The 15,187-nt window shown below is 46.8% G+C and carries 7 protein-coding genes and 2 pseudogenes; 2 read left to right on the top strand and 7 right to left on the bottom strand.

Annotation, left to right across the window (positions count from 1 at the left end; translation table 11 throughout):
* Positions 1-66: 66 nt before the first annotated feature.
* From C400_RS0104535 to C400_RS28635, 4 genes and pseudogenes are all read right to left on the bottom strand, one after another.
* On the bottom strand, positions 67-1,023 hold the full coding sequence (locus tag C400_RS0104535; protein ID WP_016822639.1) for a polysaccharide deacetylase family protein: 957 nt from the start codon (positions 1,021-1,023) through the stop codon (positions 67-69).
* Between the two features lie 201 nt (positions 1,024-1,224).
* Positions 1,225-3,280: pseudogene (locus C400_RS0104530) on the bottom strand (acyltransferase family protein).
* 166 nt (positions 3,281-3,446) lie between these two features.
* Positions 3,447-4,796, bottom strand: a complete 1,350-nt coding sequence (locus tag C400_RS0104525) for a sodium-dependent transporter (protein ID WP_017426117.1) — start codon at positions 4,794-4,796, stop codon at positions 3,447-3,449.
* Positions 4,797-4,958: 162 nt separating this feature from the next.
* Positions 4,959-7,510 (bottom strand): annotated as a pseudogene (locus C400_RS28635) (DUF2339 domain-containing protein).
* Between the two features lie 600 nt (positions 7,511-8,110).
* Here C400_RS28635 and serS point away from each other — a divergent pair.
* Positions 8,111-9,400: a serine--tRNA ligase gene (gene serS, locus C400_RS0104515; RefSeq protein ID WP_017426116.1), complete on the top strand. Its 1,290-nt coding sequence runs from the start codon at positions 8,111-8,113 to the stop codon at positions 9,398-9,400.
* Positions 9,401-9,508: 108 nt separating this feature from the next.
* Here serS and hmpA read toward each other — a convergent pair whose 3' ends face one another.
* Positions 9,509-10,738 (bottom strand): NO-inducible flavohemoprotein, encoded by a 1,230-nt coding sequence (hmpA, locus tag C400_RS0104510; RefSeq protein ID WP_016822633.1) that lies wholly within the window; start codon positions 10,736-10,738, stop codon positions 9,509-9,511.
* Between the two features lie 405 nt (positions 10,739-11,143).
* On the opposite strand from hmpA, the gene C400_RS0104505 reads away from it, so the two are divergent.
* Complete coding sequence (locus tag C400_RS0104505; RefSeq protein ID WP_017426115.1) at positions 11,144-12,685, top strand: family 43 glycosylhydrolase; 1,542 nt, start codon at positions 11,144-11,146, stop codon at positions 12,683-12,685.
* A 98-nt stretch (positions 12,686-12,783) separates the two neighbouring features.
* On the opposite strand, the gene C400_RS0104500 is transcribed toward C400_RS0104505, so the two are convergent.
* Both C400_RS0104500 and C400_RS0104495 read right to left on the bottom strand, forming a co-directional pair.
* Positions 12,784-13,494 (bottom strand): GntR family transcriptional regulator, encoded by a 711-nt coding sequence (locus C400_RS0104500; protein WP_016822631.1) that lies wholly within the window; start codon positions 13,492-13,494, stop codon positions 12,784-12,786.
* Between the two features lie 213 nt (positions 13,495-13,707).
* Positions 13,708-15,117: a glycoside hydrolase family 1 protein gene (locus C400_RS0104495; protein WP_026065363.1), complete on the bottom strand. Its 1,410-nt coding sequence runs from the start codon at positions 15,115-15,117 to the stop codon at positions 13,708-13,710.
* Positions 15,118-15,187: the final 70 nt, after the last annotated feature.

Raw genomic sequence — 15,187 nt, 5'->3', positions numbered from 1 at the left:
GACTATGTACTTTTAAATAGCACAAAGGACGGTGGCGATGAGCCCCGTCCTTTTCTCATATATATCTTACTTCATAACCTTAAATTCATATCCCTGTTTCTTCAGATATTCTATAATTTGCGGCAATGCTTTGGCTGTTTCTTCTTTACCATAAGTGTCATGCATGAGTATGATCGCTTTTTCTCGGCCTTTGACTGACCTCATAAACTGATTAATTAGTGCGGGTGCTTTCTTGGATCTTCCCTCTGCATCCTTCGTTAATACATTCCAGTCCACCTGATGGTAATCCTTTTGAAGTAAAACCTTATCCAGAGCAGCCATTCCTTGTGGATCTCTTCTGTTCCATGTCATGTGCCCCCCAGGGAATCGGATCATTCTGGTGGAGAATTCTGGTCCCAGAATGCTTTTTAGAACCTGATTGTTCTTCTCGATCTCCTGCATAACATGATCCGTATTTACTCGTCTGTTCGGATATAAATACTTATAGTTATGTGAGTACGTATGGTTTCCTATCGCGTGACCCTCTTTGACAATTCTTTTGATAAGGTTCCGGGTATGCTCATTCTCATTGGCTTCTTTACCTACAATAAAAAAGGTGGCCTTGACCTTCTGCTTTTTCAGAATGTCTAATATTTGGGGGGTGACCGTCACGGATGGACCGTCATCAAAGGATAAGTAGGCCACCTTTTTACCATCGGCTCCATCAGGCATCTTTCCTAGCATTTGCTGATTTAAATATTTTTCAACAAAGGCACCGTCTTCTACACCGGGATCATTTTTTGGAGAGGCTGCTTTATTGTTTGCCCCTGCGCTGGCTTTAACTTTGGATGAGTCCTTGGATACAGAATCTGTTTTTTTAGCAAGCTCCTGAGTCGGCGCATGTGGTTTGCTATCTGAGACCTTTATCGCAATAAAAGTAATGCAGCCTGCCACAAATAATACAATAGCAATCAGCATCAGCCTTCTTTTGTTCCTCTTCAAGCGGTGCTCTCTTGTTCTACTATGTGAATAACCCTTTTCCATTAGATTATGTACCTCCACCCTAAAATAAGAAAAACCACCGGAGCAGGGTGAAAGCGCACCTTACAACGAACACTGGAAAACTCTGCGGTTCAGCCAATGAAAGTTTAAGGTTGCACTTCAACCAGGGGACGGACAACCTACTCCCGGTGGTTTCTTATCTTGCATTTGCATAATTTATGAATATCATTGCGGTTCTGTTCATTAAGATTGCTTCGTTAGGGCCTGAGCCAGTAAAGATGCATAGGCTTTAGCGCCTTTAGGTTTTAAATGTACTCCATCATGCTCAAAATATGAGTTTTTACCGGAGCTTGCTGCATACCAGTCAATCATTGTAATTCTTGGGTCTTGGGATGCAGCCTCAGCAAGATGCTTGTTCACAATGCTCTCCCAAGGCCGAGGTACACGGGTATTCACAAGTATTATATGCTTTGTATCCTTCAGACTGGCGAGCAGATTGGATAGCTGGTCCTTGGTGAAAGCGCCGTTCGTACCCAGCTCAATAATAACCGTCTTGCCCAGTTGTCCGTTCTGTCTCAGTTGCTCCAATACGGCAGGCGCTTCCGCCATTTGGCGGCCGATCCGTCCATCCACAACAGCCCCTGGGAAGGATTCCTGAATGTACGACTGTACATCGAGCATGACAGAGTCTCCAATGGCAGTCACACTAGAGCCATCGCCTGTCATAGGCTTAGCTTCTTGGGATGTGGTCGAAGGTTCCATCTGTGTCGTAACGCCATCCGTAGTACCAGCCTTGACTGCCGTATTTTTAGGCGTCTGGGCTTGAGATGGAGTCTTACTGTCCTTGGCTCCTTGCGGCTTGGTGGCTGTAGACTCCTTGGAGGCTACGGACACCGTTCCGTGAAGCGGCGGCATCGCCTTTGCCTTGGCAATTGGCTGCTCATCACTAGATGCTGCCTGCAACGTTGCATCAGGGGATACCACGTACAGGTGAACGGTACCCACACCAATACCTATACAAAGCATTGCTGTTGCGGTTGTAGAGATCCATCTCCACCGCATCTGCCGACGAACCGCTGAACGAATTCCTGCAATCCAGTGCCGGAATCCATCATGCCGAATCGGTTCCTCGATATATTTAAACGAGAGAGACGCCAGCAGTATGGTAGCCAGCAATTGTATAACGATACGCATCACATGCACACCATCGGTATCCACCTGAGGTGTCGTTAGCGTGATAACTGGAAAATGCCATAGATACAGTCCGTAGGAACGGGCGCCGATCCAGCGCAGCGGCTTGCGTCCAAGCAGGCGACCGAGATGGCTCACCGGGTGTGCCAATGCTGCAACCACAATAGCAGTGACCACCGCAATCCCCAGCAAGCCGCCGCGGTACAGAGCTGGGTCATATTCATTCGAGGCCCACGCCCAGTGGCATAGCAGCAGCAAGCTGATTGCACCGACGCCATCTAGAAGCAAGCGCGCCTTCGCCGAAGCATGCTCTTTCAGCTTGCCGCTTGGCCATACCAAGGCCAGCGCCGCACCAATCAGTAGAGCGAAGCCGCGTGTGTCCGTGCCATAATATACCCGGCTCGGATCGCTTCCCGGTACGTAAATCACGGCCATCAGGAGCGCGGATATTAACGCCAGACAAATCACCCATCCGGCCAGTACAATACGCTTGGGCATGTACTTCAGCCCAAGCGCCAGTAGTAAAGGCCACAGGATATAAAACTGTTCCTCCACCGCCAGCGACCACAGATGCCCAAGCGGAGAAGGAGGACCGAAACTTTCAAAATACGAAACCTGATGGAAAATAAACCACCAATTGCTCATATACACCAATGCGGCAGGTACATCTCCGCGCAAGGCCGTAAGCCGTGACGGATCGAAGAGCAACGAGCACAGGACAATGACAGCCACCACCGTCAGCATGGCAGGCAGCAATCTTCTGGCACGACGCACCCAGAAATCTTTCATTTTAAAACTATGATATGTATCCCACTGACTGACTAGAATATCTGTAATCAAATACCCCGACAAAGTAAAAAAAAACGCCTACACCCAACAAACCACCCGGTAACCAATCCGGATTCAAATGATACACAATGACTGCGATGACCGCCAGTGCTCTTAATCCATCCAAACCTGGCATATAACGACGTTGTGGCGACAACCGATTAGACTTCATTTCAGCCGCCGTCCTTCTTGCAAATTCGAACTCTCTGTCTGTTTCAATGCTCTTCTGCCCTTTCCCTCTCCTGCACATCGTCTGTGCGATGCCCTGTAGCCTTTTCATTCATTATATAAAACTTCATAATCGTAATGATTTCATTGAAGTTAAAATTAATGACAATGTTTTTATTATATCATTCCTTTCCACAGTTAGGTAACCACTGATAGATATACAAAAAAAGGTATCTCTTCCCTTAGGAAGAAAATACCTTTTTTTTAATTCGTGTCTATTAAAATTTGATGATCCCTGAAGTATGAAGGAAGACCAACAACATCAGGATCGGTGCAACATACCGAAGGCCGAACAACCATACACGGAACCAGAAAGGCTTGAGATTGGCATGCTCGCCAGCAGTTTTCCAGTAGTACCCTGTGAATATAACTATCAGTAAGCCGCCCAATGGCAAGAAGATGTTGGACGCTGTGAAGTCAACAAAGTCAAAGAAAGATTTGTCGCCCACCTTTAACTCTGGAACCAACCCCATCGACAATGCAGAAGGGACACCCAGCAACAGACACAGGATCGATACGATGACAACCGAGCGTACCCGGCCCCAACGGAACCGCTCCATAACATAAGCTACGGGTACCTCCAGCAGGGATACCATAGAGCCTAATGCTGCAACCGCCAGCAATACGAAGAACAAACCGCCGAAGAAAGCTCCGAAAGGCATGGCAGAGAATGCAGCCGGTAAAGCAATAAAAACCAAAGACGGTCCTTGGGCAGGGTTAATACCAAAGGAGAAGGTTGTAGGGAAAATGATCATACCTGCGATAAATGCATAGATTAAATCCCCGCCACCCACTGCCAGCATAGCTCCACCCAGCGATTGTCGACGATCTACATAAGCACCATATGTGACCATGATCCCCATCCCCAGTGAGAGGGAGAAGAAGGCATGTCCCAAAGCAACCAATGCAGATTCTATACTTAACTTAGAAAAGTCAGGATTCAAAAAGAAGGATACACCCGCACCAGAACCTGGCAGCATGAGAGCGTTAATCATCAGCACGAGCAACAGGATGACCTTAGCAGGAATCAAAATTTTATTGAACTTTTCAATTCCGTTCGATACCCCAAGGGTAACCACGACTGCTGTAAATGCAAAAACAATTAACAACCATACCAACGGTGCATAGCCGGAGGAAAATGAAGCAAACTGACCAGCAAAATCATTATTCGAAAACAGACTTCCGCTAAATGCCTCTACGGCATAATGCAGTGTCCATCCTCCTACAATGGCATAGAACGACAAAATAACAAACGGCACGATAACAAACATAATGCTCATCTTGCCCCAAATTGGATGTCCGCCTACTTTCACCATTGCAGAGGCAGCACTTCCTCGACCTGCACGACCAAGCGCAAGCTCTGCTAAAAGTACAGGCAAACCAACAAGCAACAAGCAGACAATAAATAACAAGAAAAATGCAGCTCCGCCATATTGTCCGGTAATATACGGAAATTTCCAGATGTTACCTAGTCCTGCCGCACTCCCGATCGCTGCCAAAATGAATCCAGCCGACGAGAAGCGTTCATGCTTATCAGACAGGTTATTCTGCCCCTTGCCCAAATTCATGGTATCCCCCTCATTCTCTCTACTTACGCATAAACTTGAGCATGCGTACATAAATAATTTTTTCTCATTATAGCGTAAGTAGGATGTAAGGTCATGCATAATTTTTCACTATTACCGGATTTATTTTCATAATGTTCGGTATCTACACAATACAACAAAAAACTACATTTTTTCTTCAGTATCCTTCTTTATAATGGTCTCTCCCATACGATTGGATACTTTTTGGTAAATATACGAAATGGCCAGCAATACAACCCCAAAGGAGAAATAGGCTACAATCGTACTTCCCGACGTTAATAGGTGTAGATCGTACAATAGCAGCTTACCTGTAGCTAGCAGAGTCAAGCCCAACCCAAATCGGCGGATGTAGACCACTCGCTTGAGGAAGCCGTATACAATATACAAAATGGCCAACAGGAGATACACCAGACTGAACACAAGACCTGCGTCTCCCAGGTGGAACTGAACTCCGAGAAAGGCGGTAATGATGCCCAACAAATATACACCCATAATGACCGGATATAGCTCATTACTTCTATAATGTCGCGTCATCAGTGCGTTTAGGAAGTCCCTGCTGCTGAAGAATACCAGTACATTAAAGGCTACCAGTACAATTAGCGCAACGTAATCAGCAGCCGTATTCTGCGCATAATCCTCATGCAAGGTTGGAATCGCTAGGGTAACCACCAATGCCAGCGCGTAGCCTATGACGTACAATGCCAAGCTATAGTATTTAATCACCCGATCGTACAGCAGTTTCACTTTAGGCAGGAAATAAGCTAACACCAGGGATACGCAGGTGAACAACAATACCTTGTACAAGGTGTAATGTGCAAACTCATCGGATACGACGATGTTATACCAATGCCCAGCTTCGTACAAAAGATAGAGGTACACGTTCACCAAAGCTACATACTTAAATCCTTGCATGATATGCATTTCGTACAAACGATTGTTTTTGAAAGCATTCGGACGACTATATTCAATCGCATAGAAGACAGTAACGATCAACATTCCCAGTGTAATGAGCGTATATTTGAGCCCAAAATAATCTGTCTCAAAGCCTGACAACAGATATATAGGGAAATCAATGAAAAAGAATGCGCCCAGACACAATCCTAGAATGCCCCATCCTGCACGCTTCAATTCTTTCAAGCGATAGCGATGTCCATACAATGTAAGAAGCACAGCCTCGATTAACCAGCCCATGGACAACCATCTGACTCCAAACTGGAACGGAATCATGAGAATGGCAAAGGTCAATGATGTCGCATAAAACAGTATTTTGGTTTGTTTCTCCTCTGGAATATATCGCCGTACCCATTGGCCCAAGCCCCATACACCAAGCAAAAGACGAGTGCCAGTAATCCTTTGTAATCATCCAGACCTGCATCGCCGAACAGAGAATACAGAACGGAACAGCTCACAACTGTATTCAGAGCCAACAAGGAGAAATCCAGCCATGATAGTTTTGTTTTGAGTCGGAACGGCACCCACAGTGTCATCCCGAGATACATCGCAAATGTAATGATTGCATATAGCATGCTGGCTATATTGCTTTCTGATAACCACGCGAGTACAACCATTAATGGGGTATTGAGCAGAAAGCTGATATATTGCACGATGACCCACCGTTTGCGGAAGGATACAAGCAGGATCAGCAGGTTCAGCAGGAATAGATAGCCCATCGCGATATACACGGCGTTTCCTTCCAGCCCGTTTGCTGCCATATAGGAGAACAACGGAAGATATCCCCCTACTAAACCGAAGGAACATATCGTTCGAGACTCATATCTTAAGGACAACAGCACAGCGGTCACCGTAACTAGAACGGACAAGCCTATGCCTGTATACATTCCTATGATTTCTAGCAAAAAGTAGCTATAAAATATGGACCCGTACAGTACAGAAATACCGCCGCCCAAAATACCGAGCGCAAAGGTCTGCTTCTGCTTGCGATACAACCACTCGCCGGCGCCCAGCATCAGCGCTCCTAGCAAAAAGAACGCAACGCCCTTCATATTCCCTGTAAACCAGTTTGAGTATGAGTATTTAAAAGCGGCTCCCACACCCAAGATAATGAGCAAAATCCCCAGCTTGTTAATCCAGTTCAATCCCAGCATCATTTCAAACTGATTCTGCTTCATGCGCTTCTGCATCGTTTCTTCGCTGATCTCTTCTTCCCCGAGCTGATGAAGCTCGTTTTCCGTCTGATGAAGCAATTTGCGCTCTGCTTCCTGAAACCGCCTGCGTTGCTCCATGATCCGGTCACGAATCTCCTCCGAGAACAGTCTCAGTCTAGCGACGATCTCATCCTGATCCTCTTTAAGCTCATGAGTGGTTTGCTGAATAAGCTGGTCCACCCGGTTTTTAGCCCCATATTCAATGGATGTCAGCCGGTTTTCCCCTTCTGCGGTTCTGGAAGCAAAATAGGTCTCCAGCTTTTCCCGCGAAATGCGAATCATATTCGCCTTTTCGCTCAACATCTGCTCCGTCAGCGCAGTACGCAGCTTTCCATTTTCCTGCTCAATATGTCGTACCCGCTCTTCCAAGTGAATGCAGCGAGCCTGATAATCCTCGAACTTTTTTCGCAGAACCTCGTTTTCCAAAATGATATCTGAAGCCTCGTAATCTGCGATTAATGTTTGATACTCCTTGAGCAGCTTGTTCTGTTCTTGGCGGATCGTATGTAAACGATCTTTAAAATCCTCCATGTTCCCCTCCATCGCTGTCGTTTTGGTAATCATTACATTTTACATGAAATTAAAATAGCATTATAGAGACTATAGCCCATTTTGAACGCTGAATTAAGGCTATTACTTAAATATTCTTCCAGTTTCATTATCACAGATGAAGTAGAATGGAAATACATAAGAAATAAAGCCTACCTTTCCCCTTCGCAAACATGAAATCGGCTTTTCACTTGTTTCCACTTATCTTAATCGCATTGTGTATTTATTTTTATTGGAAAGATCATGTTGAAAAAAGGAAGTAATCCAGTGTACTGACTCATGCCCTTGATTAACCTGCCAAAAATTCGTATACTTACAAAAAAGCAAACGACATTGTGCCTGTGAAGAGCATCCAACTCGGAGGCGTTTACGCCAAGGATTATACGTTAGTGTACGATATGGCGATATGTTCCTAAGTAAACCGGACCCGCCCGTTAAAGCGGAGCAAAGTGGATTGGAGAGTCATGACTTCTGTCATGCTGTCCGATCAATTTGGGTGGCACCGCGAGATCAAAGCGCTCCTCGTCCCATGTGTGGATGAGGGCGCTTTTTGTATTTTTATCCGAAAAGGAGTGCGGTGTCATGTTAGATATCAAGTGGATTAGAGAGCATCAAGAGCAGGTTCAGAGAGCGGCAGACGACAAAAGAATACAAGTATCGGTCGCAGAGCTGTTAACCCTGGATGATCGGAGAAAGCAGCTGCTTCAGGAAGTGGAGCAGCTTCGCCAGATGCGTAATCAGTGTAGTCAGGATATTGGGGCGCTAATTCAGGCCGGGAAAAATGAACAGGCGGATGAGGCTAAGCGGCAGGTCAAAGAAATTAACGGACGGCTAGATCTTCTGGAAGCCCCGCAACAGGAACTAGAGCAACAGTTTCAACAGCTCTTGCTTCTAATGCCTAATATCGTATCCCCGGATACGCCGCGAGGCCAGTCGGATCAAGATAATGTAGAACTGGAACGGGTCGGAACGATACCTGACTTTGGATTTGAACCCAAGGATCATATGATGCTCGGCCAGCTTCACAACCTGATCGATGTGCCTCGCGGTGTCAAAACAGCCGGTACCCGTAACTATTATCTGACGGGAGCTGGGGTCGCGTTGCACCGGGCTGTACAGCAGCTTGCTGTTGATCTGCTGAGCGAACGAGGATTTCAGCTGCTGGACGTACCATTAATGGTACGCTCTGAGGCAATGCGCAGCACTGGCTTTTTCCCGCTTGGACTGGATCAGACGTACCGTATCGCAGGAGAAGATCAATGGCTTGTAGGCACCTCGGAAGTTCCGCTGGTCTCGTATTACAGCGGTGAGATTGTGGACGTTACAGACCCGATTCGGCTGGCGGCGGTATCCGTATGCTTCCGCAACGAGGTTGGCTCGGCCGGAAGGGACGTGCACGGACTGTATCGTGTGCACCAGTTTGCCAAGGTGGAGCAGGTCATCATCTGCGAAGCGAGTCTGGACGCTTCAGAGCAAATGTTTCAGGAGATTACGCGCAATGCGGAAGATCTGCTTCAACTGCTGGAGCTACCCTACCGCAAGATGGCTGTCTGTACAGGCGACATGTCTCAAAAAACCTACAAGCAGTTAGACATTGAGACATGGATGCCTAGCAGACAGGCTTACGGCGAAACACACTCGTCGTCCCAGTTGCTTGATTTTCAGGCGCGTCGTTCCAACATCCGGTACCGTAATGCGGACGGCAAGCTACAATATTGTTACACACTTAACAATACAGCGGTCGCTTCGCCTCGGATCTTGATCCCGTTGCTAGAGCATCACCAACAAGAGGACGGTTCGATCCGCATTCCAGAAGCTTTACGACAGTATATGCCGCAGCATATAGAATTTTTGCGTCCGCCCATGTCATGAAAATATGGGCACACTTTGAAGAAGCGTAGAGCCAATGAGTAGGATTTCCTCATAGTCATAAACACAAAAAAGACGAAGGATAACCATCCTTCGCCTTTTTTTAATGTCTCACTGCGCTTCTGCTTCCCATGCACTAGCAGGACCAAAAAATTCATAGTGGATATCCGATGCAGGGATATTCCACTCTTTCAACAGGCCGTATACCGATTGCATGAATCCCACAGGGCCGCAAAAGTAATATTGCGCATTACGTTCCGGTATTACGGATTGCAGCCAGGCCAGATCCAAACGTCCTTCCTTGTGAAAAGCCTGGGCTAGACGATCCTGCTCGGTTGGTCTGCTGTAGCACCACCGAACGGCCGCCTGTGCATGTGTGGCGACTAGTTCTTCCACCTCATTACGCAGAGCATGGTTATCTCCGCTGACTGCTGCGTGGACAAAAGTGACGGGCCGATTCGGAGCAGTTTCCACCAGGGAAGCCAGCATGCTAACCATCGGGGTGAGCCCGACTCCACCACTGATCAATACAACAGGTCTGCGATCTGTCCGATCCAGGGTAAAGTCACCCGCCGGTGCAGATACCAATAGTACATCGCCCTCCTGCACGTGCTCATGCAGATACACAGATACCTTGCCCGCTGGACGAGACCCTACAGCATCCTCTCGTTTTACGGATATCCGGTAGTAAGGTTTTCCTGGTGCACTAGAAAGGCTATATTGACGGATATGAGTATTATGTTCACCCGGAATCTCCATCTTCAAGCTGATATATTGCCCAGGCTCGAATGCAGGCAGCACCTGTCCATCCTGCGGCACCAGGTAAAAGGACGTAATTCGCTCGCTTTCCTTAACCTTTTTCTGTACAACAAAGTTCTTAAAGTCTGACCAACCTCCCTGCTGCTGTTCAGCCTCCTTGTACATTTCAGCTTCCACATCTATAAATACATTCGCAATCACACCATAGGCTTCAGCCCATGCGTTGATGATCTCATCTGTTGCTGCATCCCCTAGCACGTCCTTGATCGCAGCGAGTAGATATTTCCCGACGATAGGATAATGCTCTGGCTTAATCCCCAAACTACGATGCTTATGTGCAATCTGGCGTACCACCGGAAGAATTTCCTCCAGACGGTCAATGTGCTGTGCGGCCGCATATACAGCATTGGCCAGCGCCCCCTGTTGACGTCCTTGCTTCTGATTCGCGTGATTAAATATATTGAGAAGCTCGGGATGGGCCTCGAACATCATCTGATAAAAACGCTTGGTGATTGTAGTTCCGTGTACCTCCAAAACAGGTACAGTCGATTTGATCGTTGCAATGGTTTGCTCACTTAGCATTGTTGTATCCCTCTTTTCTCCAAAATAATGATGAACAAAAGGCGTTACAACATAGCTCCCTTTTGTTAACCTTCAATTAAAGCAAGTATACCCACATAAAGTAACCGTTTATGTGATTCCAGTCACTTTAAATTTGAAATAATGTGAACGTGTCAATGACAAAACGCACAATTATATACATTCCCGGTGTAGATAATAGCACATCCACAAGTAGGCAAAGAGACGCTTCTTTTAACTCAGCCGACCAACATTCCCATTTTCATTCAGTACCGATTCCAATTTATGATTCGAAAGACTTCAATTTATTCCACTTGTAAACGCTTCCAATTAAGATAGAATCGTAGATGAGGTACCGGACAAGCTGTTCGGGGCCATCCTATCTATATTAGGGAGGCAGATGATATCGTGAAGTGGATCAACAACAGCAAATGGTTAGCCCCATGGATTTGTATTATAATCGCAGTGGTCGGTGCAGGTCTTCAACCCGATGCAGTACATGCCAATACAACAGGCGTTACGCAAGCAACCTATGGGAGCGAGATGAACCCATCGATGAATGGTTTGGACGCCGCTAATGCAGAACTGTCCTTGAGTGCAACAGCAAGCACAGCCATTACGAATGGAACGGATTGGAAGGACACCGCAGGAAACCCGATTCAGGCGAACAGCGGCAATATCCTAAAAGTAGGTTCCACTTATTATTGGTACGGCGAGCACGCTGAGAACTGGAAATTTGAAAAAGTGAACGTATATACCTCGACTGATTTGAAGAATTGGTCCTTCCGCAGTAGTATCCTCACCAAAGATTCCGCCCCTGAGCTGAATTCGAGCAAAATCGAGCGGCCTAAAGTCATTTACAACAAATCCACCGGAAAATATGTACTATGGGCACACTATGAAAATGGCACGGACTACTCACTCGGTCGCGTAGCTGTTGCTACCAGCGATACACCAGACGGGAATTTCACCTACCAAGGCAGCTTCCGCCCGCTGAATTATGAGTCCCGTGATATGACGGTGTTCACGGATACCGACGGTAGCGGCTACCTCATTACAGCTTCCCGTAAAAATGGTGGCGCCAATGATACGATGGCAATCTTCAAGCTGACGGCCGATTATACAGGCGTGCAGTCGTTCGTTGGCTGGATTTTTGAAAATGGCTATCGCGAAGCCCCCGCTGTTGTGAAAAAGAACAATACCTACTACCTGTTTACCTCGCAGGCATCCGGCTGGTATCCGAATCAGGGTGCTTATGCAACCGCCAGCTCCATGACTGGAAGCTGGTCTGCTTTGTCGCCTTTCGGTGATCCGGCGGCTTACGGCTCGCAAATCCATTCCATCGCCACAATTACAGGCAGCGCAGGAACCAGCTACATCTATATGGGCGACCGCTGGAACCCGCTCAATCTGAGCGATCACAAATTCATCTGGTTGCCATTGACCCTGAATGACTCCAATAAAACGGCTACTCTAAACTGGTACAGTAGCTGGGATATGGATGCTGCTACAGGCACAGTCATCCTGCCATCCCTTGTGAATCACGCGCAAGGCAAAACAGCTACTGCCAGTTCAGCCGCATCTGCTTCCCCGGCCTCACTGGCGAACGATGGCAATCCCCAAACCTCATGGAAGGCTACATCTGCATCCTGGCCTGCTTGGTGGCAGGTGGATTTGGGCAGTACCAAGACGATTAACGAAGTGGATATTTCATGGTTTATGTACAAAGGATCTGAGGCATATTACAAGTATAAGATCGAATATAGTACGGATAGCGTTCATTATTCCACCATTGACCGTACGAGCAATACTGCATACGGCTTTACCAGTGACAAAGTTAATTTTCAAGCCCGTTACGTGCGAATCAATCTTGTAAATGCAGTGCTATTCAATAATCCGAACAACTGGTATACTCCGACGGTGCATGAAGTGAGATTGCTTGGCAATTAATTTGCTTCATTAAAAAGAACATGGCAGGAGAGTGCCCACATCAGTTAGGCCTTCTTCTGCCATGCTTGTGCTTTACCATCCGTTTCTTACTCACTGGCTCAACGCATCCGATTCACTGTGGTAAACACAAATTTATCATACCGATGGCGCGAGAATGAGTATTCAAATGGTATCCCCGTATCCAGATAACCCACTTGCTCAATTTCCAAGATTGGGTCATCTGCTGCACAATCCAGATGCTCCCGATCCAGTTCCGTCGACTTGGATGCCCGGATAGTACGATGTGAACCGACAATATTAAGGCCCAGTTCCTCCTTAATATGTTTGTACACCGAGCCATACAACACTTCCTCGGTAATACCGCTAATCAGCTTCGTTGGCATGTACGTGCGCTCGATAACATAGGGTTCGCCCTCCACAACACGCAGACGGATCACATGATATACAGGAGAATTGACGTCAATAAACAGATGAGTCGCTACTTCCTCGGATGGAAATTGAACGTCAAAGGCTATGATTTTACTTTTGATTTCTTTCCCGCGCAGTACGTTGGTCAGCCCCAGCATTTCATTCACAACGACATTAACCGGGCCATTGTAGACCGATTTGACGATAAAGGTTCCGTGTCCTCTTTTACGATTCAGCAGTCCGTCCATCACCAATGTGTCCAATGCCCTCTTAATCGTCATTCGACTTACACGAAACTCTTTTGCCAATGAGATCTCATCAGGGATGGGATCATCACTGCAGTAGGTCTTATTCATAATACGCTCTTTGACCTCTTGTGCAATCCGCTCGTATTTGTTCATCTGTCTACCACCTGTACTAAAAATTGTTTTATGTCAGCATTTTACCAAAATATCGGTAGCGCTGGTTTTTCTGTTCTGCAGGCGGGACGTTAAGGTATGACGGTATAGTAAGTATACCGAACATTATACTTTCTCACCAGCGGTATACAGCACAGCTTCCTTTCAGCAATGAAGAAAAAAAAGGCGGTCCAAAGGACCACCCCCCACCTTACCTTAGAATCCGTTATTTTCGATCACTTGTTTGAACCAGTACCCACTCTGCTTAACGGATCTTTTACCCTCGTTCTGAAGATCCACGGATACAAAGCCGTAACGATTCTTATATGCGTTCGTCCAGGACCAGTTGTCCATAAACGTCCATAAGTGATAGCCTTTCACATTGGACCCTTCTGAGATAGCTCGTTGGACCCATTTGAGATGCTCACGGATAAAATCAATACGATAATCATCGCAGATCATACCCTGCTCATCTCTGAATTTTTCTTCACCTTGTACGCCCATTCCGTTTTCTGAAATGAAGCATTCAATGTTGCCGTAATTTTCTCTGACATTGGTCAGAATGTCGTAAATGCCCTTCTCATAAATCTCCCAGCCTCGCATCTCATTCATCTTACGACCAGGCATGGCATAATAATCGAAGAATCGTTCCGGCACAAAAGGTGCGTCTGGATTTGGGAGACTTTCGCGAGCCTTGACTCTGCGCGGCTGATAATAGTTAATCCCCAGCAGGTCTACAGTACCCTGGCGTATAATTTCCCGATCTCCATCTTCCATGCTCGGTACAAATCCCTCTTGGCGTAACAGCTCCACAAGCAAAGGGTTAAATTCTCCCGTCACAGATGGGTCTAAAAAGGAACGGTTAAAGAACGCGTCGCATATTTCAGCAGCCTGCACGTCTGCCGGATGCTGACTACGCGGATAGCTCGGCGTCAGGTTCAAAATAATACCGATTTTGCCCTTATAGCCGCCTTCTCTGTAAGCCTTAATGGCACTGGCGCTCGATAACAGGGTATGATATCCCACCTGTACAGCTTTACCGAAATCCACTTCATTGGGATAGTGGAAATCGTATAGATAGCCGCCTTCCACCGGGACAATTGGCTCGTTATGCGTAAACCATTTGGCTACACGATCCCCGAACAACTCAAAGCAAGTGTTCGCGTAATCCACGTAAGCTTCGACCGTCTCGCGGTTTACCCAGCCTCCTTTTTCCTGTAAAGCCATCGGCAAATCAAAATGATACAGATTCACAAACGGCTCAATGCCCACCTGGTGCAACTCTTCAATGACGGAATTATAAAATTGAACCGCCTGCTGGTTTATTTCACCTTTCCCTGCCGGAAACAGGCGTGACCAGGAGATAGAGAACCGGAAAGAGTTGTGGCCAAGCTCTTTCATGAGTGCAATATCTTCTTTATAACGGGTATAGAAACGGGATGTATCAGCAGGACCGACCCCGTCATAGAAACGGTTCGGCTCCTGCTCAAACCAATAATCCCAAATGTTCGGTCCTTTGCCGTCTCCCTCCACAGTTCCTTCTGTCTGGGTAGCCGAAGCTGAGGAACCCCACCAGAAGTCAGTCGGAAAACGGTATTGAATGGCTTGCTGCTCTATATCTTTCATTTCGGTATGATTCACAGCTCTACTCCTCTCTCTTTTGCAAAGAACAAGTCCACTACACTAGCAGCTCATT

Origin of the sequence: Paenibacillus sp. ICGEB2008 (assembly GCF_000307675.1) — a bacterium.
GTDB lineage: Bacteria > Bacillota > Bacilli > Paenibacillales > Paenibacillaceae > Paenibacillus > Paenibacillus polymyxa.
Note: the sequence above shows the minus strand (reverse complement) of the source record. Positions and strands in the feature narration are given on the sequence as shown.